At 38.1% G+C, this 24,363-nt stretch carries 22 protein-coding genes; 10 read left to right on the top strand and 12 right to left on the bottom strand.

Going from position 1 to position 24,363, the window contains the following annotated elements; genetic code table 11:
- Positions 1-23: 23 nt before the first annotated feature.
- From Q4534_RS08995 to Q4534_RS08985, 3 genes are read right to left on the bottom strand one after another with little or no spacing between them, the layout of a single operon-like run.
- Positions 24-1,064, bottom strand: coding sequence for a VWA domain-containing protein (locus Q4534_RS08995; protein WP_303613150.1), 1,041 nt, complete (start codon positions 1,062-1,064; stop codon positions 24-26).
- Positions 1,057-1,959: a hypothetical protein gene (locus tag Q4534_RS08990; protein ID WP_303612837.1), complete on the bottom strand. Its 903-nt coding sequence runs from the start codon at positions 1,957-1,959 to the stop codon at positions 1,057-1,059. Before Q4534_RS08990 ends, Q4534_RS08995 begins: the two co-directional genes overlap by 8 nt.
- Positions 1,952-2,830 (bottom strand): DUF58 domain-containing protein, encoded by an 879-nt coding sequence (locus tag Q4534_RS08985; RefSeq protein WP_303612836.1) that lies wholly within the window; start codon positions 2,828-2,830, stop codon positions 1,952-1,954. The genes Q4534_RS08990 and Q4534_RS08985 overlap by 8 nt, the downstream gene beginning before the upstream one ends.
- Before the next feature lie 106 nt (positions 2,831-2,936).
- Between Q4534_RS08985 and Q4534_RS08980 the strand changes: the two genes are divergently transcribed.
- Together Q4534_RS08980 and Q4534_RS08975 are read left to right on the top strand one after the other, a co-directional pair.
- On the top strand, positions 2,937-3,287 hold the full coding sequence (locus tag Q4534_RS08980; RefSeq protein WP_303612835.1) for a DUF4296 domain-containing protein: 351 nt from the start codon (positions 2,937-2,939) through the stop codon (positions 3,285-3,287).
- The gene (locus Q4534_RS08975; RefSeq protein WP_303612834.1) at positions 3,288-5,681 is read left to right on the top strand and encodes an endonuclease MutS2; all 2,394 of its coding nucleotides are present in this window, start codon (positions 3,288-3,290) and stop codon (positions 5,679-5,681) included. It abuts the gene before it with no gap.
- A gap of 34 nt (positions 5,682-5,715) precedes the next feature.
- Here Q4534_RS08975 and Q4534_RS08970 read toward each other — a convergent pair whose 3' ends face one another.
- The 7 genes from Q4534_RS08970 to Q4534_RS08940 are packed head-to-tail and all read right to left on the bottom strand — an operon-like array spanning position 5,716 to position 11,822.
- On the bottom strand, positions 5,716-6,141 hold the full coding sequence (locus Q4534_RS08970) for a nuclear transport factor 2 family protein (RefSeq protein ID WP_303612833.1): 426 nt from the start codon (positions 6,139-6,141) through the stop codon (positions 5,716-5,718).
- Positions 6,142-6,161: 20 nt separating this feature from the next.
- Complete coding sequence (locus tag Q4534_RS08965) at positions 6,162-6,641, bottom strand: hypothetical protein (protein ID WP_303612832.1); 480 nt, start codon at positions 6,639-6,641, stop codon at positions 6,162-6,164.
- Between the two features lie 52 nt (positions 6,642-6,693).
- Positions 6,694-7,320 (bottom strand): ATP-binding cassette domain-containing protein, encoded by a 627-nt coding sequence (locus tag Q4534_RS08960; protein ID WP_303612831.1) that lies wholly within the window; start codon positions 7,318-7,320, stop codon positions 6,694-6,696.
- A 2-nt stretch (positions 7,321-7,322) separates the two neighbouring features.
- Complete coding sequence (lpxA, locus tag Q4534_RS08955; RefSeq protein WP_303612830.1) at positions 7,323-8,102, bottom strand: acyl-ACP--UDP-N-acetylglucosamine O-acyltransferase; 780 nt, start codon at positions 8,100-8,102, stop codon at positions 7,323-7,325.
- Positions 8,099-9,493 (bottom strand): bifunctional UDP-3-O-[3-hydroxymyristoyl] N-acetylglucosamine deacetylase/3-hydroxyacyl-ACP dehydratase, encoded by a 1,395-nt coding sequence (locus tag Q4534_RS08950; RefSeq protein ID WP_303612829.1) that lies wholly within the window; start codon positions 9,491-9,493, stop codon positions 8,099-8,101. Before Q4534_RS08950 ends, lpxA begins: the two co-directional genes overlap by 4 nt.
- Positions 9,494-9,544: 51 nt before the next feature.
- On the bottom strand, positions 9,545-10,564 hold the full coding sequence (lpxD, locus tag Q4534_RS08945; RefSeq protein WP_303612828.1) for a UDP-3-O-(3-hydroxymyristoyl)glucosamine N-acyltransferase: 1,020 nt from the start codon (positions 10,562-10,564) through the stop codon (positions 9,545-9,547).
- 16 nt (positions 10,565-10,580) lie between these two features.
- Positions 10,581-11,822 (bottom strand): HD domain-containing protein, encoded by a 1,242-nt coding sequence (locus Q4534_RS08940; protein WP_303612827.1) that lies wholly within the window; start codon positions 11,820-11,822, stop codon positions 10,581-10,583.
- Between the two features lie 52 nt (positions 11,823-11,874).
- Here Q4534_RS08940 and Q4534_RS08935 point away from each other — a divergent pair, with 52 nt between their 5' ends.
- From Q4534_RS08935 to Q4534_RS08925, 3 genes are read left to right on the top strand one after another with little or no spacing between them, the layout of a single operon-like run.
- Complete coding sequence (locus Q4534_RS08935; RefSeq protein ID WP_303612826.1) at positions 11,875-13,428, top strand: bifunctional response regulator/alkaline phosphatase family protein; 1,554 nt, start codon at positions 11,875-11,877, stop codon at positions 13,426-13,428.
- 7 nt (positions 13,429-13,435) lie between these two features.
- Positions 13,436-13,864, top strand: coding sequence for a tRNA (adenosine(37)-N6)-threonylcarbamoyltransferase complex ATPase subunit type 1 TsaE (gene tsaE / locus Q4534_RS08930; protein ID WP_303612825.1), 429 nt, complete (start codon positions 13,436-13,438; stop codon positions 13,862-13,864).
- 59 nt (positions 13,865-13,923) lie between these two features.
- Complete coding sequence (locus Q4534_RS08925) at positions 13,924-15,081, top strand: alanine dehydrogenase (RefSeq protein ID WP_407933570.1); 1,158 nt, start codon at positions 13,924-13,926, stop codon at positions 15,079-15,081.
- A 15-nt stretch (positions 15,082-15,096) separates the two neighbouring features.
- On the opposite strand, the gene Q4534_RS08920 is transcribed toward Q4534_RS08925, so the two are convergent.
- Entirely contained in the window at positions 15,097-15,561 is a 465-nt protein-coding gene (locus Q4534_RS08920) for a response regulator (protein WP_149391960.1), read from the bottom strand.
- A gap of 257 nt (positions 15,562-15,818) precedes the next feature.
- Here Q4534_RS08920 and Q4534_RS08915 point away from each other — a divergent pair, with 257 nt between their 5' ends.
- From Q4534_RS08915 to Q4534_RS08895, 5 genes are all read left to right on the top strand, one after another.
- Positions 15,819-16,928, top strand: coding sequence for a ThiF family adenylyltransferase (locus tag Q4534_RS08915; protein ID WP_303612823.1), 1,110 nt, complete (start codon positions 15,819-15,821; stop codon positions 16,926-16,928).
- Positions 16,918-17,628: a hypothetical protein gene (locus Q4534_RS08910; RefSeq protein WP_303612822.1), complete on the top strand. Its 711-nt coding sequence runs from the start codon at positions 16,918-16,920 to the stop codon at positions 17,626-17,628. The genes Q4534_RS08915 and Q4534_RS08910 overlap by 11 nt, the downstream gene beginning before the upstream one ends.
- Complete coding sequence (locus tag Q4534_RS08905) at positions 17,615-19,753, top strand: 7TM diverse intracellular signaling domain-containing protein (protein ID WP_303612821.1); 2,139 nt, start codon at positions 17,615-17,617, stop codon at positions 19,751-19,753. Before Q4534_RS08910 ends, Q4534_RS08905 begins: the two co-directional genes overlap by 14 nt.
- 3 nt (positions 19,754-19,756) lie before the next feature.
- Positions 19,757-20,845, top strand: coding sequence for a hybrid sensor histidine kinase/response regulator (locus Q4534_RS08900; protein ID WP_303612820.1), 1,089 nt, complete (start codon positions 19,757-19,759; stop codon positions 20,843-20,845).
- Positions 20,846-21,039: 194 nt separating this feature from the next.
- The gene (locus Q4534_RS08895; RefSeq protein WP_303612819.1) at positions 21,040-21,579 is read left to right on the top strand and encodes an inorganic diphosphatase; all 540 of its coding nucleotides are present in this window, start codon (positions 21,040-21,042) and stop codon (positions 21,577-21,579) included.
- 96 nt (positions 21,580-21,675) lie between these two features.
- Here Q4534_RS08895 and Q4534_RS08890 read toward each other — a convergent pair whose 3' ends face one another.
- Entirely contained in the window at positions 21,676-24,303 is a 2,628-nt protein-coding gene (locus tag Q4534_RS08890; RefSeq protein WP_303612818.1) for a valine--tRNA ligase, read from the bottom strand.
- Positions 24,304-24,363 lie beyond the last annotated feature (60 nt).

The following is a 24,363-nucleotide window of genomic DNA, read 5'->3' as shown; positions in this document are numbered from 1 at the left end:
TGTAAAGGACAAAGTCTTGAGTATTAATCCAAGAGGAAATTGTTGAAAAACGTATTTTTTAGAGTCAGCCAGATAAAGAAAAAGATAATTCCCCAAATGAGATAAGGCCTGTAATAATCCATGGTTTCTTTATAGCGGGATTCAATAATCTCAGCTTTCTCTAATTCATCAATTTTTGTGAAAATATTTTCTAGGGCTTTGTCATCAGAAGCTCTAAAAAACTCTGCTTTGGTTATGCGGGCAATGTTCCTTAAGGTTTCTTCATTAAGGTAACTTTCAATCATCTGAGGTCTACCGAAAAAATCTGTTCCATAAGGAACCATCCCATCTTTTCCTACGGCAATGGTGTAAATCTTAACGTCCATGGCTTCTGCTAGCTGGGCAGCAAACACCGGGTCTACATTTCCTGCATTGTTGTCTCCATCACTAAGCAAAACCATAACTTTGGATTTGGCTTCTGATTCTCTCATACGGTTAATGCCTGTAGAGACGGCACTGCCTATGGCCGTCCCTTTAGCGTCCATCATATTGAAGGTAATACTATTGACCAAGTCGGTAAGAAGTTCGTAATCTGTGGTAAGGGGAGCTAGAGAGAATGCTTCTCCCGAGAAAATTACCATGCCAATCCGATCAGCAATTCTGCCATTGATGAAATCTATTGCTGTTTCCTTAGCTGCCTCCAGCCGGTTAGGGGTAAAGTCTTGCAGATCCATGGATTCTGAAATATCCATTACCAACATGATGTCAATTCCTTCGGTATACTGTTCCACCTTTTCATTGGTACGTTGGGGTCTGGCCAGTGCAATCACCACCATCCAAAGAGCCAAAAGAAAAAAGAATGAAGGCAAAAGACGAAGGTAGGTCCATGGGTTCTTCGTCGGTACTATTTTTGGAAGGGAAAGCTCTAAAACCGGTTTTTTAATCAGTTTAATAAACTTTCTGATCAATAACAATATTGGGATAATCCAAATCAGATGGAGTAAGAAGAAATTCTCCCACTCAAAACTTCGCAGGGTTTCAGGTGAAAACCAGCTCCAAGAAAAAAAAGAAGAGACATCAGTCATGGTTGTGGATTTTATCAATTTTTTCTTCCAATAGCCCTTCTGATATTTTCAATAAATTATCACAGGCTTCCCGAATATTATCATCTACCCGATTGGCGTAAATAATCAGTTCTATTTTTCGAAAGTCTTTTATTATTTCAGGCTTATTTAAATGCTCAGCGATCTCAGTACTTGTCCATTCTTTATATGGACTTCCTGTCAAATTCTCCAAATAATTTTTCCACAGGCCGAGTAATTCATCGGCCTCCTGAATGCCGGGTTTGTTTATCAATAGCTGCATAGAGCTTTCCCAATTGGAAAGGAATTTGCGCCACTTTTTACGCTCTCGATAGGCTTTCCACCTTTTAATCAGTCCTTTTCCGAAAATCAGAATGGCCAATATTACTAGCAGCACGATTGCCACGGTTCCAATAATTAGGTAGGGGTAATTGAAAGCTTGTGGGATATTGAGGTAGCTGTTGTTTTGTTCAAAAGCCAACTCCTCCGGGATTTCCTCAATGGTGAAAGTAAGGGCCAAAGGAGCAGGTTGTGGGAAGTGGCTTATGCTGTCATAATTTAATACTTCATACACTGGGATTTTAAACTCTTGAATAGAATCCAAGGAAAAGTTTGAAATCCAGTAGACAGCACTGTCCAAAGTGATACTGTCTTTAGTGTAAGAAGTGAAAATTTGTTTGTCTAAATACTCAAAATCGCCAAAGTCATAGGTGGAGTCCGGAAATATAATCGGAAGCTCGCTGGGATAGCTAGATTTTAAGACATAGCCCACCCTTTCACCTAACTTTGCAGAGTCTTGCAGGAAATACCCTTCTACAGTGACATCTTGACCTTGTACAAAGGAGATTGGTGAGATAAGAAAGGCAAGCAAATAACTTAGTTTTACTATTCTATCCACGTTTCATGGTTTTATTTCTTGACTTAAATAATTCCATCAAAGGTAGGACGATGTCTTGATCTGTGGCTATCTGAAGGTAATTGATCTGGTTTTTTTTGCAAAAATCCTTAAGATGGTTTCGTTCAGAGACGAAGGATGAGGCGATCTTTTTGGAGAACCCACCAAAGGCAGTATTTACCCAAGTGGTTTTGTCTTCTTCTTTGTCAAAAACAGGTATAATTCCTAACGAGGGTAATGCTGCTTCTATTGGGTCGGTCATTTGTAATACCACTAAATCATGTTTGAACGCCATAGCTTTTAAGGTTCTTTCATATCCTTCATCAATAAAATCAGATATAACGAAGATTATTGCCCTCTTTTTAATGAGATTGAGACTAAAGGTAAACATCCCATCAAGGTCTGTTTTCTTTGATTTCATGTCTTGGCTGAATATTCCTCGAATAACCTTTACGGCCTGTCGGGTGCCTTTTCCAGGCAGTACGATTTTTTCCTTTTGATCTGAATAACTAATCAATCCAACTTGTGAGCCATCATGGATAGAGGCCAATGTCAAGACCCCTGCAATTTCTTTTCCAAGGTCAATTTTTTTCCTTTCCTTACTGCCGATGTCTTGTGAACCACTTACATCCAAAAGAAAGTATACACTTTGATCTTTATCTTCTTTGAAGGTCTTTACGAAAGTTCCATGGCCTTTTGCAGACACCTTCCATTCAATCGTCCGGACATCATCACCATACTGATAGGGGCGAAGGTCATCAAACTCTAAGCCCGCACCTTTGAAAATAGATTGATGGTCTCCTTGAAGGTGGCTATTGGCCACTTTCCTCAGAAGGATTTCATATTTTCTAAGCTTTTTTATCAGTTGATTCATTTTTATTTTTTAATCAGAGGCCTAATTTAGCAGTCATATTCGAATAATAAAACGACTTAGCCTTTACTTATTGTCAATTTTAAAAGGAATTAGGTAATTTTGAAATGTGAAATACCTATCTATAGCTTTTGCTTTCCTTTTCGGGACATTTTCTTGTGCAAAGAATAATGAAGCCGAAGACATTTTGTCAGAAGATACCATGGTTAATATTCTTGTGGATATACATCTGACAGAGGGCTTTGTGCAATCCCTCTCCATTCCCTATGATTCATCAAAGGTGCTTTATCCAATTTTGGAAAGGAGAATTTTTGAGAAACATGGTGTCCCCGAATCTGTTTATATAAAAAGTTTGGAATTTTATTTGAGGGATGCTGCCAAAATGGAATATTTATATGAACGGACCATAGATTCATTGTCCGTAAAGGAAAAAGAAGCACAGCAAAACCAACAGCCATAAATGAAATTGTATCCAGAAAATTTGGAGGAAAAAATAGACTTTGATAAAATCAAAGATTTAATAAGAGAGGAATGTACTGGTGTACTGGGTGCTGATTTTGTAAAAAAAATTGCTTTCTCAAAAGACAGGAAGTTGCTCAGCAGGCTTTTGACCCAAACTGAGGAGTTCAGGCAGATATTGGTCTCAGGAGAAGCATTTCCCAATAACAATTATATCAATATTTATCCTTACCTCAATAAGGCTAAAATAGAAGGTACCTTTTTGTTTGAGGAGGATTTTCATGAAATCCGCTTGGGTCTAAAGACCCTGGAAAGTTGCGTGCTTTTCTTCAAAAAGAATGCTGAAGAATACCCGCAACTGTTTCAGCTCTTGGGGATGGTAGAAGATAATATTTCCCTCACATTCAGTATTGACCGGGTCTTGGATGACAAGGGGAAAATGAAGGACAATGCTTCCAAGGAGTTAAACATTGTGCGGACACAGCTTGCTTATGAAGAAAATCGGATACGAAAAGTGCTCGATAGTATTTATAGGTCTGCAAAATCTCAGGGTTTTACACCTGAAGATGCATCCATTACCATCAGGGGAGGGAGAATGGTGATCCCGATTCTAGCAGAGTATAAAAGACGCATCAAAGGGTTTATTCATGATGAGTCGGCAACAGGCCAGACTGTATATCTAGAGCCTGCAGAGGTCTTGGATATCAACAATGATATCAAAGACCTCTTGTATATGGAGCGAAGAGAGGTGCAAAAGATCCTTACCAAACTTACCGATGAGCTCCGGGAATATATCCCCACATTAAAGAGAGCGTTTCATTTTTTGGGCATGGTTGATTTTATTCGAGCCAAGGCCAAGTTTGCATTAAAGATCAATGGGATTAATCCAGAGATGGTAAAAGAACGGGAGATGGCTTGGCAAAAAGCCAGGCATCCACTTCTGGAAATGTCTCTCAAGCATCAGGGAAAAGCCATTGTGCCTGTTTCCATAAAGTTGGACCCCAATCATCGCTTGTTGGTAATATCAGGGCCCAATGCAGGAGGGAAGTCAGTGACACTTAAAACCGTGGCATTGGTGCAATATATGTTTCAGTGTGGCTTACTTGTTCCGATGGAGCCCAAGTCGAAGTGTGCTATTTTTGATCAATTCTTTATTGATATAGGAGATGAACAAAATATTGAGAATGACCTCAGTACTTATAGTTCGCATTTGATGAATATGAAGCACTTTACCTTTTTTGCCAATAAGCGAACGCTATTTTTTATTGATGAATTTGGTACAGGTACGGAACCACAGTTTGGTGGTGCCATAGCAGAGGCACTATTGATTGCATTGAATAAATCAGGTGCATTTGGTTTGGTAACTACTCATTATGGTAATTTAAAACAGCTGGCCTCTAAGAGTCATGGGATGGTGAATGGAGCGATGAGGTTTGATGTGGATCGCCTAGAACCATTATATGAGCTGGAGATAGGGAAGCCCGGAAGTTCTTTTGCTTTTGAAATTGCAGGTAAAATTGGTATACCGAAGGAAATTGTACTTCATGCAAAAGCCCAGATCGGAGAAACTAGGGTGCGCTATGACAAGTTGCTTTTAAAGGTGGAAAGTGAAAAAAGCAAGTATGAGAGCCTAATAGTTGAAGCTGAGCGCAAAGACCGATTGCTGGCTTCCAGGCTGAAAGAATACAATGCACTGAAGGCAACTCTTGAAGATCAGAAAAAGGCCATATTAAATGAAGCCAAAGCCCAAGCAAAGCTGTTATTAGACGATACCAATCGGAAAATTGAAAATACCATCCGCTCCATTAAAGAATCACAAGCCAATAAGGAAGCGACCAAAAAAATAAGGCAGGAACTTGATGAACATAAAGCCGGAATTAAACCGGAAAAGAAACCAATCGTACAGAAGGAAACCATAAAGGTGGAAAGTGGAGCCATAGGCCTTGGGGATCAAGTGAGGATCAAAGACAATGGCGCCTTGGCAGAGGTGTTGGAAATCAAAGGCAAGCAGGTTTCCATAGTCATTGGGGACCTAAAATCAACAGTGAAGCTTAATCGGTTGGAAAAAATATCCAATACCTCTCTTAAAAAAGAAAAGCGGGCAATCGATAAAAGAATGAGTTATGACACCACTTCTAAGATGGCTAATTTCTCACCCAACTTGGACATTAGAGGTAAGAGAGGTGAAGAAGTTTTTGGATTGATTCAGAATTTTATTGATGAAGCACATATGCTGGGCATCAATGATGTGAAGGTAATCCATGGAAAAGGTGATGGGATTCTTAGGGAATTGACAAGAAACCTCCTCAGAAATTCTTCCTCAGTGGCAGGGTTTTCTGATGAACATGCAGATAGGGGAGGTTCAGGGGTAACATTGGTGCAGTTTAAAGATTAACAGCGGTTAAAACTGTTACCCCTGTTTTCCTTTTTTATCTTTTATAGGCCTGACGAGCAAGTAAAATCCAAGATTTACCTTTCTTTTGCCATACCGTTAATACACCAAGGTTTACAGGGCCCGGGGCACTATCTTTATTGTGCGTTTTACCTATTAGAAAATGTCTGACAAGAGCGGTTTTCCCTGTAACACTGACGGTTTGATTTTGAATGTCAATTTCAGTAAAGTTTGAAACCCCAGAAGTCAAGGCTTTAATAAACTCACTTTGGTTTTCAATCAAGCCGTTTGAGTGGCCATAGCTAAGGTTTGGATCTGTGATTTTCTCAAGGCGAGAGGCATCACCGGCCACCATGGCATCCACTAATTCAGCAACGGCATTTTCTACTGCCACGATTTGTTTTTCTTGAGCCATTAATGCTGAAGAAAAAAGGAAACATAGGGTAAAGAAGTATTTAAACATTTTCTACTTGTTTTGTGAGTTTAATTGAGAAGGGTTAAGTCAAAGACATAAAAACCGGCCAAAGCATTAACGCGGGCGTTTTGAGGTGCAGGCACCACAAATTCCAAGCGTAACTTTTCCTGGTTTTTAGTAAATGAAATTTCTTTGTTTGATGCGGGTTGAATGCCTGAAAGGGTGATTTTATCGTAATTTGATCCTGAAAAGACCCAGTTTCCATTGCTGTCAAACAATAGGTTGCTGTTTATTGTAGTATAGGACTTACCCGTATTGTTGGCTATAAAGCGGAGTTCAAAGCCTTCGAAATCGTTGGTGACTGTGGTTCCGTCTTTAGAAACGGAGCCTCCGTTTGCTAGTGTCCAAGTCTGACTGCCTTCCAAGCCGGCCAAAAGTTCAGTGGCTGTTTCTTCGGCAGTTTTTTCCGGTTCACCACTAGTGCCCTCAGTACAAGCGGCGAATACTACTAAAATAAAAATAAAATAATTTCTCACTAGCGCTCTCATATCCATATCCTTAAAAGGTAAAATTAATCATTTCCGGATTTTATCAAAGTATTCACTTTAGTTTATAATCTTCAATTGAAACAATTTCTTCACAAAAATCAAACTCTCTTTTATCATTTGAGGCAATGAAGATGCATTTATTACCTCCATATTGATGGATTAAATCACGGTACCATTGAATGCCTCTTTCGTCTAAATTAGAGGTAGGCTCATCCAATAGCATTAATGGTGAATTGGAAAAAAAGCAAAGGCCGAGTTTTAATCGCTGTTTCATCCCCGAGGAAAAATAATTTATGGGTTTGTTGACAGCATTTTCCAGATACATTATCTCTATAATCTGTTGAATATTTAATCCCTCACTAGGTGTTTTGAATTTGAAATGAAATTTTAAAAATTCCTTAAGAGAAAATTCTTCAGGTAAGTCTAGGTATGGGGCACTAATGGACAAATATTTATAAACATCCTCTATGGCAAGCTCCTTTTGCTTCCAATTGAAACTCAACTTTCCTTCTGTCAAAGGCATTTGCGAGGATAGACATTTAATCAATGTGGATTTTCCAGAGCCATTGCTGCCTATTATAGCGGTTTTTGAACCTAGTTTGAGTGCAAGACTTAGGTTTCTAAATATCCACTCTCGCTGAAATTTCTTTCCTGCCCCTTCCAGCTTTACAGACAACATACTTATTGGATATAACCTTTCATTACACCTCTTTCCGAAGATCGGATGAAATTGACTATTTCGTCCCGCTCTTTGGTTGCAGGTAGATTGATTTCGATTTCTTCCAATGCTTTGCTATTGTTCCAATTGTTTAAAAATAAGAATCGATACACTTCTTGTATTTCACTAATGGTATTGCTTTCAAAGCCCCTTCTTCTTAGACCCAATGAATTTACCCCCGCATAACTCAAAGGCTCTCTAGCGGCTTTAGTAAATGGTGGTACATCTTTTCTAACAAGAGAACCTCCTGAGATCATGCTATGCATACCTATTTTCACAAATTGATGAATGGCACTACTCCCTCCCACAAAAGCCCAATCATCAATGGTAACATGTCCTGCTACTTGTACGGAATTAGCAATGATTACACGATTTTGAATGATGCAATCATGGGCAATATGAACATAGGCCATTATCAGACAGTTATCACCGATTTTGGTGGTTTGTTTATCTGCGGTTCCTCGGTTAATTGTTACAAACTCTCTGATGGTTGTATTGTCTCCAATTTCAACCAAAGATGGCTCGCCATTGAATTTCAAATCTTGGGGAATTGCAGCGATTACTGCTCCGGGAAAGATTCTGCAATTCTTACCAATTCTTGCTCCAGGATAAATGGTGACATTTGAACCTATCCACGTGCCATCCCCAATTTCAACATCAGGATGGACAGACGTGAAAGCTTCTATTGAAACATTTTCCCCCAAATGGGCCTTTTCACTTATTTCGGATAGTTTACTGATCATGCGTCTTTTCTTACAATGCTGGCAGTCATAATTGCTTCGCAAACCAAGGCGTTTCCAACAAATGCCTCCCCTTTCATTTTTGCTATTCCTCTTCTTATTGGATTAAGTAACTCACATTTAAAAATCAATGTGTCACCGGGCAGTACCATCTTCCGGAATTTGCAGTTTTCTATACTAAGAAAATAGGTCCAATAATTTTCCGGATCTTCTACAGTACTCAAAACCAGTATTCCGCCTGTTTGAGCCATGGCTTCTACTTGCAAAACGCCAGGCATGACAGGATTATTGGGAAAGTGCCCCATAAAAAACGGTTCATTAATAGTGACGTTCTTTACACCGGCCACTACTTTATCATCCAGGTAGATCACCTTGTCTAATAATTGGAAAGGATACCTGTGCGGTAGGATATTGCTAATTTGATTAATGTCTAGTACAGGTGGTGATTTAGGATCGTAATATGGGATGTGCATGGGCCCTGCTTTCTCCATTGCTCGTTTTATTTTTTTCGCAAAGGCTACATTGGCGGCATGGCCGGGTCTTGCTGCTAAGATTTGTGCTTTTAGTGGTCGTCCTACTAATGCCAAGTCTCCGATCACATCCAAAAGTTTATGTCTGGCAGGCTCATTTTTATACCTTAACTCAACATTATTCAATATGCCCTCTTTTTTAACTTCTACCTTTTGCTTATTGAACATTTTCGCAAGGTTAGCAAGTTCTTTTTCTTCCACTATTCTGTCTACAACCACAATGGCATTGTTGAGATCACCACCCTTTATAAGGTTGTTTTTATACAACATCTCCAACTCATGCAAGAAACAAAATGTTCTGCATGAAGCGATTTCTTGTCGAAATTGGCTGATGTCTGTTATGGAGGCATGCTGACTTCCCAATACGGGAGAGTTGTAATCTACCATTACAGTAACTCGAAAATCATCTAATGGCAAAGCAGCAATTTCTACCTCTCTGGCGCTGTCTCTATAATGGATGCTTTCGGGAACTTCAAAAAATCTCCTTAAGGCATTTTGTTCTTCAAGTCCTGCATCTTCTAGGATGTTGATGAATTGGATACTACTTCCATCCAAAATTGGCGGCTCAGGCCCGTTAAGTTGGATCAGCACATTGTCTATTTCCATTCCTACAAGCGCAGCCAATACATGCTCAACAGTAAATACCCTTGCACCACCTTGCTCTAGTGTAGTCCCCCTTGATACATCTACCACATTGTCTACATCAGCATCAATTATTGGCTGTCCCTCCAGATCCATTCTTTGGAATTTATACCCATGGTTAGGACTGGCGGGCAAAAAGGTCATGTTAGCTACTACTCCCGTATGTAGACCTACACCGTTCAGGGTAACTTGTTTTTTTATGGTATGCTGTTTTACTTTCATTTAAATATATAACTATATACTAGAGGTGCTCCAATTCAATTTTCAAATTTATTATTTTTTTTCAAGCTCTCTTAATTTGTCTTGAAGTAAAGGTAACTTCTTAAAGATAGAATAAGATTTAAGGGATGCTTTTAAGTCAAAGCCTATAAAACCAAAAAGCGTTGTTCCTGGTTCATTAACTGACTTCATTATTCCGGTATTCCCTCCAACAACAGTTCGTTCTGCAAGCTCAATATGTCCTACAATGGAAGATTTTCCGGCCAAGACGCAATTTTTACCTATTATAGTGGATCCGGCAACACCTGCTTGGGAAGCTATTACGGTATTTTCACCTATGGTAACATTGTGGGCAATTTGAACTTGATTGTCTAGTTTTGCTCCCTTTTTAATTAAAGTTGAACCCAAAGTGGCACAGTCTATGGTAGAATTGGCGCCAATGCTAATATTGTCTTCCAATACAACGTTACCCAATTGGGGGACGTTTTTGTAGGTGCCATCTGCCTGTGGAGAGAAACCAAAACCATCTGACCCGATGATTGTCCCCGCGTGAATCTCGCAGTCATTGCCAATTTTTGTTTGGGCATAAATTTTTACTCCCGGATGGAATACACAATTGTTACCTATGGTAACATCATCTCCAATGTAAACTTGAGGGAAAATTTTGACATTTTCTCCAATGGTGCAATTTTTACCAATATATGAATAAGCCCCTTGGTAAAACCCTTCTCCAATGCTACTGTTTTCACCAAGAAAGCAAGGCTCTTCTTTTCCTAACGGATTAGGCTTTGTCAATTCCGCATAACTTTCAAGCAATTTAGAAAAAGCTGTATATGGATCCTTTACCTTAATTAAGGTTGTAGTGATTGTTTTTTTAGGTGTGAAGTCCTCAGAAACAATAATTGCAGTGCAATTGGTGGTGTAGAGGTACTTTTCATATTTCAGGTTAGAAAGAAACCCTATGCTACCAGAGGTGCCTTCTTGGATTTTTTTGAGGGTATTAATTACCTGCGAACCATCACCTTCTACAGTTCCTTCCAAAAGTTGAGCAATTTGATCGATGGTGAATTCCATTGGGATTAATTAATTTTTACCGTAAAGTTAAATTTTTAGCATGACAAGCATAGTGTTTTTTAACAATTTTACTCATCGCTTTGATGTTCGGCAAATCTGCGGCGGTAGCTACGTCTTGGACTTTGCCCTTTTTTGTTAAAATTAAAATTTTATTTTCTGTTAAATATCCATAATTACTAATTTCACCTTCAGAGAAAAAATACTTTATTTCATCGTCAGAAATGGCTAATTTTTTTTGAGTTTTTAATTTTAATTTATCAATTTCCTGTCTTTTGAATGGGTTATTACTGAAATGAATTTTGAATAAGTTTCTGGTTAAAAACATTTTTGAAATCTCTTTCAGGACAAAATCATCCGTGTTTTTCCAAAGTTTTATAGCACCCCAAATGTCCAGGTCATCCAGTTGTGCAAAATCATTTAGCCAAATTGGTGTCCCCGGCGGATTTTCTTGAGGAAGGTCTTTCTTTAAAAATCCCAAAAACTCTATAGATCCTGGGAGCGTTTCACCAGATCGTGCCAGGTACTTGGCCCTTAGGATCAAATTGATAAGCATTTTCTCAGCGCAAACCGTGGTTTTGTGTAGGTAAACCTGCCAATACATAAGCCTTCTTGCATTGAGAAAATTTTCTATACTGTAGATTCCTTTCTCTTCAATGACCACCTCATCATTAATTATGGTCATCATTTTAATAATCCTATCAGCTCCAATGGTACCCTCAGAAACTCCCGTAAAAAAGCAATCCCGCTGTAAATAGTCTAATCTATCGATATCCAATTGACTTGAGACTAGTTGGTGAAAGAATTTTCTTTCGTAACTTCCGACAAAAATTTCTCTTGCCCTGGAAAGTTGACCATTAAATTGTTTATTCAATTCGTCAAAGAAGAGAAGAGATAAGGTTTCATGATGCTGTCCTTTTAAAAGAATGGACTCCAATGCATGGGAGAAAGGGCCGTGACCAATGTCATGGAGGAGAATGGCAAGCAATGCAGCTTCATATTCTTCATCAGAAATTTCAATTCCTTTATTCCGAAGTTGATCCAAGGTGATGCTCATAAGGTGCATCGCTCCGATGGCATGATGAAAACGCGTATGCAAGGCTCCGGGGTATACCATATCAGTCAAACCAAGTTGCTTGATTCTACGTAACCTTTGAAAGTAAGGATGGTCAATGACGGCAAAAATCAATTCACTTGGAATGTTGATGAACCCATAGACAGGGTCATTTATTATTTTATAACTTTTCAATGTCCGTTTCATAGAAGCAACTTGCCAAAAGTAATTAAACTAAAAAAGAATTAAACCAATTGATATGCAAAATTTCAAAATATTATGGGCAGATGACGAGATTGATCTTCTAAAACCACATATTTTATTCTTAAAGCAAAAAGGTTATGATATTGTTACAGTAAACAGTGGATTGGATGCTGTTGAGAAAGTGGAAGAAGATAATTTTGATGTGATTTTTTTGGATGAGATGATGCCAGGGATGACAGGCTTGGAAACCCTACAACAAATCAAGACCTTAAAGCCTCAGATACCTGTGGTGATGATCACCAAGAGTGAAGAAGAGCATATCATGGATGATGCCATCGGAGGTAAAATTGCCGATTATCTAATCAAGCCGATCAATCCAAATCAAATTTTTCTATCTGTTAAAAAAATCCTGCAAAATAAGCAGTTGATCAGCGAGAAGACCAATCTCTCCTATCAACAAGATTTTAGGAACATTAGCATGGCATATAATGATGCCATTGATCATGAGGAATGGGTAGATATTTATAAGAAGCTTACTTATTGGGAGCTGGAAATTGATGAGACGGAAAATAAAAGCATGCAGGAAGTGCTTGAATCTCAAAAAGTGGAAGCCAATGCAAACTTTGCACGTTTCATTAAAGAGAATTACTTGGATTGGTTAAACTTGCCGAAAATAAGTAAGCCTGTTTTATCACATCAGGTGATGAAGAAGCATGTTTTCCCTAAACTGAAAAAGGACAAACCCCTGTTTTTTATTGTGATTGATAACTTGAGATTGGATCAATGGGAAATGATTGAAAATCAACTCAGGGATTATTTTTTAGTGAAAGAAAATGGTACCTATTACAGTATACTGCCTACCACCACAGCCTTTTCAAGGAATGCCTTGTTTAGCGGTATGATGCCTCTGGAAATGGCCAAATCTCACCCGGATTTATGGGAAGGGGAAGATACAGATGAAGGTAAAAACAATCACGAGGAGGAGTTTTTAAATGTAAACCTTAAAAAGAACAGGCTTTCAATACGTTCCAGCTACAACAAGATCATACAAACGAACCAGGGAAAGGCAGTTTTGGATCAGTTTCCTAATCTGATGAAAAATGAGTTGAATGTGCTTGTGTACAATTTTGTGGACATGATGTCACATGCAAGAACGGATATGAAAATGATCCGAGAGTTAGCTCCGGATGAATCTGCCTATCGCTCTTTAACTACCAGTTGGTTTCTTCATAGTTCATTGTTTGAGCTATTTAAAAAGATAAGTGCTGCCGGTGCAGAAGTAATTGTAACTACAGACCATGGGACCAAGCGGGTAAACAAACCCTATAAAATCATTGGGGACCGAAACGTAACTACCAATTTGAGGTATAAACAAGGAAAAAATCTTAATTTTGAGTCTGGGAAAGTATTTGAGGTTGACAAGCCTGATGAGGCCAGACTACCTCGATTAAATATCTCCTCCAGTTATGTTTTTGCGGTTGAAGACTATTTCTTTGCCTATCCTAATAATTACAATTACTATGTAAACTATTACAGGGATACTTTTCAACACGGGGGCGTTTCTTTGGAGGAAATGATTATTCCTATCGTACATTTGCAGCCAAAATAAAATTTGTTTGAAGCGGATTCAATGTGATCATATTAGCGAAGTCCCAAATATTGCTGAAAAAATAATAGCTTTATGCAAGGATAAAAAAGTTTGGGTTTTTCAAGGGGATATGGGAGCAGGTAAGACCACGCTCATAAAAGCAATCTGTGAAAAACTCAAAATAGCGGATGCTGTCAGTAGTCCTACATTCTCTATAGTCAATGAATATACAGGTGAAACAGGCGATGCAATTTACCATTTTGATTTTTACAGGATAGAGGATCCCATGGAGGCATTTGATATGGGAATTGAAGAATATTTTGCTAGTGGGAGTTATTGTTTTGTGGAATGGGCCGAGAAAATCCCTATGTTTTTGCCGGATGAGTTTGCATTGATTTCGATTGAAAGTGAAAGTGATGAAAAAAGAATTATTGCCATTAAAACCATCAACCAATGATAGGTAAGTCAGGTTTTACCGAAATTGCCGAAGAACCACTTGTGTATACCCAAGAATCTATGGACCGGTTAAAAAGGAAGGGTCCCCCTGTTTTGATTGGGATACCCAAAGAAACAGCCGATCAAGAAAAACGGGTGGTACTCACGCCGGAGGCGGTGGCCTTATTGGTTAATAATGGGCAGCGTGTGGTTGTGGAAGCAAATGCAGGGAAATTCTCTAAATTTTCAGACAAGGATTATGCAGATGCAGGTGCCAAGGTCGTTTATAGCAGTAAAGAGGCCTTTGATGCAGAGGTGATTTTGAAAGTGGAGCCACCTTCCGAAGAGGAAATTAATTATATGCGGCAGGGGTCATGTCTAATCTCTGCCCTTCAATTGGGAAAACAAAATGCTGCCTTTATCCATCAGTTGAATCGAAAAAAAATCACTGCTGTGGCTTTCGAAAATTTAGAGGACAAAGTGGGGGGGATGCCTGTGGTTAGAGCCATGAGTGAAATTGCAGGTAGTACGGTAATGCTTATTGCTGCAGAGTATCTAAGCAATGTGAATGATGGGAAAGGCTTGATTTTAGGAGGAATTACCGGAGTGCCTCCTACTCAGGTCGTCATTATAGGCGCAGGAACAGTGGCTGAATATGCTGCCAGAACGGCACTGGGACTTGGAGCCAATATAAAAATTTTTGACAACCAAATATATAAATTAAGGCGTATAAAGCAGGTGCTAGGGCAACAAGTGTTTACCTCTACCATTGACAATTATGTATTGGGTCAGGCCTTAAAGGAGTCAGACGTAGTAATTGGGGCGCTTAGGGCAGAAAAAGGAAGGTCCAAAATAGTGGTTTTTGAGGAGATGGTTTCTCAGATGATGGAAGGTAGTATCATCATTGATGTGAGCATAGACCAAGGGGGCTGTGTGGAAACTGCAGAAATGACCAGCCATAATCAACCTGTATTTAAAAAACATGGCGTAATTCATTATTGCGTGCCGAATATTGCCTCCAGAGTGTCAAGAACAGCATCTTATTCACTAAGTAATATTTTCACACCGATTTTGCTACAAATGGCAGATATAGGAGGAGCAGAAGAGATGGTATTTAATTATAAATGGTTCATGAAGGGGGTATACACTTATAGAGGAAGCCTTACGAATGCACATTTAGCCAGAAAATTTCAAATGACCCATAAAGAACTACAATTGTTATTGGCTGCCAGGTATTGACTACCCGGCAAGCCACTAGGATAGAAGGTTTTGTCTAAGAAGAAATTCTAGTTGATCATTTGCCTTCAATAAGCTATCGGTCAATTGTTTGTTTTCCTTCCTTAGCGAGAATACTTCAAAAGCATTTTTTACAACCGTTCTAAGGTAGTCTTCTTCCCAAGGTTTGGTCAAGTAGTGGTATACTTTTCCTTTATTAATAGCATCGATAACTGCCTGAATGTCAGTGTATCCTGTTAAAAGGATACGCATTGGGTCAGGGTGCATGGGGATGATTGATTCAAGGAAATCCACGCCATTTTCTTTAGGCATTCTTTGATCAGTAATGATAATATCAATGTCTTCCTGAAGTAAAATATCCCTACCCTCATCAGCAGAATCTGCTAAAAAAATCTTGTAATCTCTTCTAAAAGTGGCCTTAAACGCTTTCAAGTTATTGACCTCATCATCCACATAAAGGATTCTGATCTTATTTTTTTCCATACCTTAAATATCGAAATACCGCGATTAATTTCAAAGATTTAAAACCTGAATTTTTAATTTTAAGCAGAATTAGCCTGTTTATAAATACAATCTACTAGTTTAAGCTTAATTAAGTTATATTCAAAAGTTTATTTTATAAATTAATGAATTAAAACTGAATTGCAAAAAATATTAAATTAATTCTTCTCACTTGATTATTTGTAATAACAAAAATATAACTTTACCTACATTATCTCCTTTTTTAGTTATTAAAATTTATGGAAAACTCAATTAAGATTAGTGAGTTTAATGAGTCCTTCAAGCCTGTTTTATTCTCCCCAAAAAAAGAGGAGGATAAAAATGACCTCAAAAAACTTCTAGCAACAGGTAAAGTAATGTTTTTTGATTCCTTTGATTTACAGCTAGCGGAACTTATCAAAGCACAAAATCCATCAAGAACACTGTCTCAGGAGGAGACGGAAGAAAAAATTAAAGAATACTATTCTAACTCAGGTTTGCCCGCAGCTGATAATGGCGTGTGGGTTTATTACCCTTGGAGAAATACGGTGGTCCGAATTTTGGAGGAAAAAGAATTTGTAACATTACGAACCATACGAAATCGCTATAAAATTACTGATGAAGAACAGGAGTTGCTACAAAAGAAAATTGTAGGGATTATTGGTCTATCGGTAGGGCAAAGTGTGGCCATAAGTTTGGCCATGGAAAGGTGTTTTGGAGAGATTAGAATTGCTGATTTCGATAGGTTGGATTTGAGTAATATGAATCGCATAAGAACTGGTGTTTATAACATCGGATTGAAGAAATCATGGATTGTTGCGAGAGAAATAGCTGAAATCGACCCCTATTTGAAAGTTACCTTATATAATGAAGGGATTATTGAGGATAATATCAATGATTTTTTTAACTTAAACGGAAAAATGGATCTATTGATTGAAGAATGTGATAGTTTACCGATTAAGCTCTTGAGTAGAATCAAAGCGAAGGCGCTTAAAATACCTGTCTTAATGGATACCAGTGACCGTGGTATGATGGACATCGAGAGGTTTGATTTGGAACCCGACCGATTAATTTTTCATGGTTTACTGGAAAAATTTGGGCCTGAGGAAAATATTATGTCAAGATTGTCTGAGAGTGGCAAAGAAATGATGATGTCATTGCTGCAGTTTGATAATCTTTCACCAAGAGTAAAATTCAGTTTTTCCGAACTAGGAAAAACCATTACATCTTGGCCTCAGTTGGCATCTTCTGTGTTTTTAGGAGGGGCTGCTTGTTGCCATTATGCAAGACTATTATTATTGGATCAAAAAATAGATTCAGGAAGGTTTTATGTTGATTTAGACAAGATAATCAATTTTAATGAAAGTTAGAGTAAGGATAGTTAGGGCAATAGATGATGTCGAGGCTACAGAGAAGTACATTTTTGGTCACCATAAGGTTTTGGAATCTTACGGAATAACTAAAGTAACATCAGCTGATAGATCATGGGCTCTTAATCCTCATGTGTATCTGATCCTTTTTGAATCTATGGACGACCAAAGAGTTTTGGGTGGAGGAAGAATCCAGCTTAGAACCGAATATTTCCCATTACCATTTGAATTGGCGATCAAAGATATAGATCCAAAGATTGAAGACTATCTTTCATCGTTTAAAGATTTGGAAGTGGCTGAATATTGTGGCCTTTGGAACAGTAGAGAAGTGGCAGGATATGGGATAGGAAGCATTTATTTGGTACGGGTGGGGATCGCAATTCTACCTCAATTGAATCTGAAAAAGCTATTCGGGTTGAGTTCTCCTGTGACCTTAAGCATATCGAAAAGCGTGGGCTATGAAATTATTACAGGATTAGGGGACAAAGGCTCCTTTTACTACCCCAAAGAAGGGCTTATTGCAACCGCCTTAGAGATAAATGATATTAATGAATTGTCTAAAGCACAGGAGGCAGAAAGAGATTACATTTTTGAATTGAGGAATAAAATAAATTTTAATACTGTAGAGAGTGGTCCGAAGGGGGAAATGGAATTACAGTTTGAACTTCAAGTCCCAAAGCCTAGCAATGAAAAAGAATAAGCCCTATTTTAAATATGCAACTTTAACATTTTTGTTTTTGGTGGTGCTAATCGTACCTACCATCTATTTCTTAGGGGTGCTTAAGCAGGATGATGAACTAAGGTTTAGCCATTACACCTATTATGTAGGTGAAAACACCCCAATTAATAATGAATCAAGCTTGGATTCCTTTGATTCTGTCGCCTTCGGAGGAATTGATTTTGGGGCAATCAGCAAAAATTTGTTTGTTAAATTGGATCTCAATGACTTTACTTGGCTGAATTCAGACAGCCTATACATCCTTGAGCTGACCAACCCTGGTTTTAGAGAAGTAGAAATGTTTCGGTTCGACAAGGATGGTGATCTGGTTTCCAAAGAAATTGCAGGTACGATGGCAGGGAATTCAAACCCACTGAAAAACCCAAATCCTTTTTTTAATATTGGAATAGATGAAGAGCTCAATCCTTCCGTAGTTTTAAGAATTGCCTCGCAGGTTCCTTTAAAATTTGAGGCTTATATCTTTCCTTATTCTTCTTATTTTCAAAATTATAGTTTTAGGCTCATTCTCATAAGTGTTTACTTCGGGATAATGATTGCCCTTTTTATCTATAATTTAATACTTTATTTTTCGGTAAAAGATAAGGTCTATTTATTCTATTGCTTTTATATATTGTTTATTGCTCTAGCTCAACTATCAATTTCCGGTCATTCGTTCTTTATTCTCAATGAGAATGCATTTCTTTACGAAGTTAGCATTATTGGCTTTACTACATTGTCGAGTATTTTTGTGATTCCTTTCATTCAGTTGTTTTTAAAAACAGATGAATATGTACCAAAATACGAGAAATACCTTTATCTCATCCCTATCTTTTATATAATTGCGCTGCTATTAAGGTTGTTTGGGGTTATTGAGGTCAGTTATTCTATAATGGATTTAAATGGACTAATTCTAGCCATTTGTTTTTTCACCATTGGAATAATTGCTGCAAAAGATGGGTTTCGGTCGGCCTATTTCTTTTTATTGGCATGGAGCTTTTTGTTGATTGGTTTGGTGGTGTATATCCTTCACAATTTGATGATCATTAATCTTGGTTCTTTTGCAAATGCCCCTTTATTGGCAGGAACAGCTATTGAAGCCTTGTTACTTTCTTTTGCATTGGCTGATAAAATCAATATATTAAAGAAAGAAAAAGAAAAAGAGCAAATAGATAAATTAGAGGCGGTAAAAGAAAATGAAAGGTTAATAAAAGAGCAAAATATTTATTTGGAAAAAATGGTGAAGTCTCGGACAGAGGAATTGGAATTGACGCTCAAAAACCTTCAAAACACGCAAACCCAGCTTGTGAATCAGGAGAAAATGGCATCTTTGGGTCAGTTAACAGCAGGGATTGCCCACGAGATTAATAATCCAATTAACTTTGTGAGTTCCAATATATCACCTTTGAAGCGAGACATGAAGGATATTTTGGAGTTGATGGATGTTTACAGAGAGAAGGGTAAGCTTGAGTTTTCAGAAGAAAGCAAAGAGGAGATAGAGGAATTGGAAGAAGATATTGAGTTTGATTACCTTTTGGAAGAAGTGGAACAGTTGCTGACAGGTATGGAAGATGGTGCCAAAAGGACCGTTGAAATTGTACGTGGATTAAAATTGTTTTCTCGAGTAGATGAACAAGATGTTAAAGAAGTTGACTTACGTGAAGGTTTGGATAGTACATTGATCCTTCTAAATAGTACTATTTCTGGGAGGATTAAAGTGAATAAATTCTACGAGGAGATTCCTATGGTAGAGTGTCTTGCTGGGAAAATAAATCAGGTGTTTATGAATATTATTAGCAATGCTATTCATGCCCTACTAGATCATCCCATTGAAGGAAGAGAGCCTGAACTTACAATTAGCACCTCCTTTAAAGATGGATTTGTCATTATTGAAATCAAGGACAACGGTATTGGAATGCCGGAAAGTGTCAAAGAGAAAATTTTTGACCCATTTTTTACCACGAAAGCAGTTGGTAAAGGTACCGGACTTGGACTCTCTATCGTTTATACCATTATTTTAGAAAACCATAAAGGAACCTTAGAAGTTGAATCTGAAGAGAATGTAGGAACAGTTTTTTATATAGGATTGCCGGTTAACCAAAAAGGATAACAAATGAGGAAAAGGATCGATGTGCTGTACATTGATGATGAGGATAATAATCTAAATTCATTCAAGGCAGCATTGAGGAAAGAGTTTAAGGTACAAACAGCGATGGATGCTGAGGAGGGCTTGGTCCTTGCTAAAACCTATGAATTTCAGGTGGTCATAGCTGATCAAAGAATGCCTGGAATGACAGGTGTTGAGTTTTTCGAAAAGCTGGTTGAAATTAATCCCGATCCTATCAGAATACTATTAACCGGCTATTCTGATATCTCAAGTGTAATAGATGCTATCAATAGAGGAGAGGTTTATCGCTTTATTGACAAACCTTGGAATATTGAGCAGATTAAGAATGCGATACTGAATGCGGCCGAAATCTTTGACGCAAGAAAGCAACTTAAAGAAAAGAATACACGATTGCAGAAACTGCACTCAGAAATGAATCAATTTGTTTACAGTTTGTCGCACGAATTACGTGGTCCCCTCATGAGTATATCGGGTATTTCCAAATTAGCCAAAATGGAAGTTTCGGATCCGGGGATTATTGAATATTTTGAAATGATTGATTCAGCTACATTGAAGCTGGATGACTTTATTTATAAAATGCTGGATTTTTACAGGTCGACAAAAATTGAAAACAAAGTTGTAGCCATTAATTTCAATGGAATTTTGGACCAATTACTGGCTGAGTACAAGACAAAATGGAACCTCGCAGGAATTGAGTTATTCGTGGCAATTGAACAGGAGGAATCTTTTCATTCTGATGAATCAAAAATCAGGGTGATTCTTAATAATTTGTTTAGTAATGCCTTTAAGTTTCAGAAGGATGAACCTGGCAAATGGATAAAAATTGACATCAACGCAAACCAGGAAACCGCAGTGATCCAAATTTCTGATAATGGAATAGGGATTGAAGATAGACACAAAGATGATGTGTTCAATCTTTTTCATAGAGCTACACAAAGAAACGTAGGCTCAGGACTTGGTCTCTATATGGTGAAAGAGTCTATAGAACAACTCAAAGGAAAGGTGGAACTCAATTCAACTCCCGGAAATGGTACAGAAGTTCTTGTACACCTTCCAAATTTGTTAGACCTTTGATTCTGTGCTATTTGTGATATTTTATTTTTCTCGGACTATTGGTTTAGGAATGGTTTTATATAATGTTCACAATTTTCTACTGTCCGGTAAGCTAGAATATCTTTAAATCCTTTTTAAATTTTATTAATTCCTTTGTTGAGATATAAAATGGAGGTAATTTGCAACATTAGTTTTATCAATTAAGATGTTTTTTTATGATTAACCCTTGGCATGATGTAAGTATTGGGGACGACTCACCGGAATACGTAACGGGAGTAATTGAAATACCCAAAGGAAGTAAAGGTAAGTATGAACTTGATAAAAAATCAGGTATGCTTTTGTTGGATCGGGTGCTATTTTCAGCAGTCCATTATCCGGCAAATTATGGTTTCATTCCTCAAACATTCTGTGAGGACCATGATCCGCTAGATATATTAATTATTTCCCAAATTGATATACCTTCTATGACGCTTGTCAAAGCCAAAGTTATAGGTGTAATGAGAATGATTGATGGGGGAGAGGCAGATGATAAAATCATTGCTGTAGCTGCCGACGATCAGTCCGTGAACTATTACGAAGATATTTCAGAACTCCCTCCACATTTGATGAAAGAAACGCATCGTTTTTTTGAGGATTATAAGAAACTCGAAAATAAAGAAGTGAAAGTGGAGGATTTTCTTGGTAAAGAAGATGCCAAGCGAATTATTACTGAGGCTGTAGATCTGTATGACAGAACTTTCAGAACAGTAAAATAAAAATAATTTTAAGGTTTTTCCCTATTATTGTATAACTCCTTTAATTCCCGATTTAGAATAGAATAATTTTATATCGGGAATTAAAGGAGTTTTTTTTTAGCCCAGTTTTTTAATGTTGTCTTCTAAGGCCTTTACTTTAGATTTAGCATCTTCCATTTTTTTCTTTTCCCTAGCAACGACGGCCTCAGGAGCATGGTTGACAAAACGTTCATTTTCCAGTTTTTTGGAAACAGCTTTCAAGAATCCCAAAGTGTAATCCAATTCCTTTTGAAGGTTTTCTCTTTCTTGTTCAAGGTCAATCTTTTCATTCAATGGAATGAAAAATTCATCTGATTTAACCACGAAGCTAACGGCGTTGGCTACATTCTCACCAAATTGTATGGTGGAAATATTGGCCAATTTTGAAATAATATCCCCATATCTATCGTATAGGCTAGTATCTGAAGTATGAATGGTCAGCTCAAAAGACTCTTTTGGGGAAATTCCTTTGGATGCCCTTACATTTCGAATTTGCGATACTATTTCAAATACCTTGGAAGCTTCTTCAATGATTTGGCTGTTAAATTCGCCAGATTGAGGCCAAGAGGAGATCATTATGGCGTCCCCTTCTTTCCTGTCACCCAACTGCTGCCAAAGTTCCTCGGTAATAAAAGGCATAAATGGATGTAAAGCCTTCATAAGGTTTTCGAAGAAAACTATGGTCTGCTCTTTTGTTGCCTTGTCAATAGGTGCTTGGTATTCGGGTTTTATCATTTCCAAATACCAGGAGCAGAAGTCATCCCATATCAATTTATACACTGACATCAAGGCGTCTGAAATTCTGAATTTCTGAAAATGATCAGCAATCTCATGAAGGGCCTGATTGAATCGGTTTTCAAACCAGGCAATGGCAGTGTCATTGTTGGCGCCTGCTTTATCAGTCACTTCCCACCCCTCAATTAACCGGTAGGCATTCCATATTTTATTACAGAAGTTTCGTCCTTGTTCTACAAGCTTTTCGTCATAAGGCAAGTCATTTCCTGCAGGGCTACTGAAAAGCATTCCGGTCCTTACCCCATCCGCACCATATTGTTCAATTAACTCCAGTGGGTCAGGTGAGTTGCCCAATGATTTAGACATTTTTCTCCCGAGTTTATCTCTTACTATCCCGGTTAAATAAACATTTCTAAAGGGTTTCTCTCCTGTGTACTCATAGCCGGCAATTATCATTCTTGCTACCCAGAAAAATAGAATTTCCGGTGCAGTTACCAAATCATTGGTAGGATAGTAATAGGCCAAGTCCTTATTTTTCTCACCTGTTTTAAAAAAGTCAGGATCAAAAACTGAAATAGGCCATAACCAAGAAGAAAACCAAGTGTCCAATACATCTTCATCTTGCCTCAGGTCTGAAGCAGTGAATTCTCCTTCATGGTTTTCGTTGGCCAGTCGTACGGCTTCTTCTATGGTTGATGCTACCACATATTCTCCATTGGGAAGGTAATATGCAGGTATTTGGTGGCCCCACCACAGTTGTCTTGATATGCACCAATCCCTTACATTTTCCATCCAACTTTTGTACATATTTTTGAATTTAGGAGGGAATAGCTTGACACTATCGTCCATCACTGCTTTAAGTGCAGGCTGGGTTATTTCCTCCATATTCAAAAACCATTGCATGGATAATTTCGGCTCGATTACTGCATCTGTGCGTTCCGAATGACCTACGTTTGAGGTGTAAGCTTCTTCTTTGTGTAGCTGTCCGGCCTCCTTTAATAATTTGGCAATCTTTTTCCTCGCAATAAACCGGTCCTCACCTACCAGCAATTGAGCCTTTTCATTTAAAGTCCCATCATCACTTAAGATATCGATGACTTCAAGTTGATGCCTGATCCCAATCTCATAATCATTGATATCATGGGCCGGGGTGATTTTTAAGCAACCGGTACCAAACTCCATGTCGACATAGGCATCTTCAATGATTGGAATCGGCTTATTTATCAATGGGATAATCGCTTTTTTTCCTTTTAAATGTGTGAATCTTGGGTCCTCCGGGTGAATACATATGGCCACATCCGCCATAATGGTTTCCGGCCTGGTGGTGGCTATGGTAAGGTATTCATCCTCACCTTCAATCTTATAATTGATGTAGTATAATTTTGAAGCAATTTCTTTAAAAATTACTTCATCATCAGAAAGTGCTGTTCGACCCTTGGGGTCCCAGTTTACCATTCTTATGCCCCTGTAAATTTTGCCTTTTTTGTGTAAGTCAACAAATACATTAATAACAGCTTCGCTCAGATCTTTGTCCATGGTGAATCGGGTTCTTTCCCAATCACATGAAGCACCTAGCTTTTTAAGCTGTTCAAGGATGATACCACCATATTTTTCTTTCCATTCCCATGCATGGGTGAGAAAAGATTCTCGATTAAGTGATTTTTTTTCTATCCCTTTTTCCTTTAACATGGCCACCACTTTAGCTTCAGTGGCAATAGATGCATGGTCGGTACCGGGAACCCAACAGGCATTTTTCCCTTCCATTCTCGCTTTTCTCACAAGGATGTCTTGGATGGTATTGTTAAGCATATGTCCCATGTGGAGCACCCCGGTCACATTGGGAGGGGGGATTACAATGGAATAAGGTTCTTTATTGCTGTCCGGTTCTGAATGAAACATTCCATGTTCCATCCAGTATTGGTACCATTTGGATTCAGTATTTGAGGGAGTATATTTGGTAGGTAGTGCCATTTTAAATCATTTTGAGGTGCAAAAATAATACATTAATACTTTTTGGCGCACCTTTATGGA

The organism is Cyclobacterium sp. 1_MG-2023 (genome assembly GCF_030546805.1).
Lineage (GTDB): Bacteria > Bacteroidota > Bacteroidia > Cytophagales > Cyclobacteriaceae > Cyclobacterium.
The sequence above is the reverse complement of the archived record's forward strand: the minus strand, read 5'-3'. Positions and strand labels throughout refer to the sequence as shown.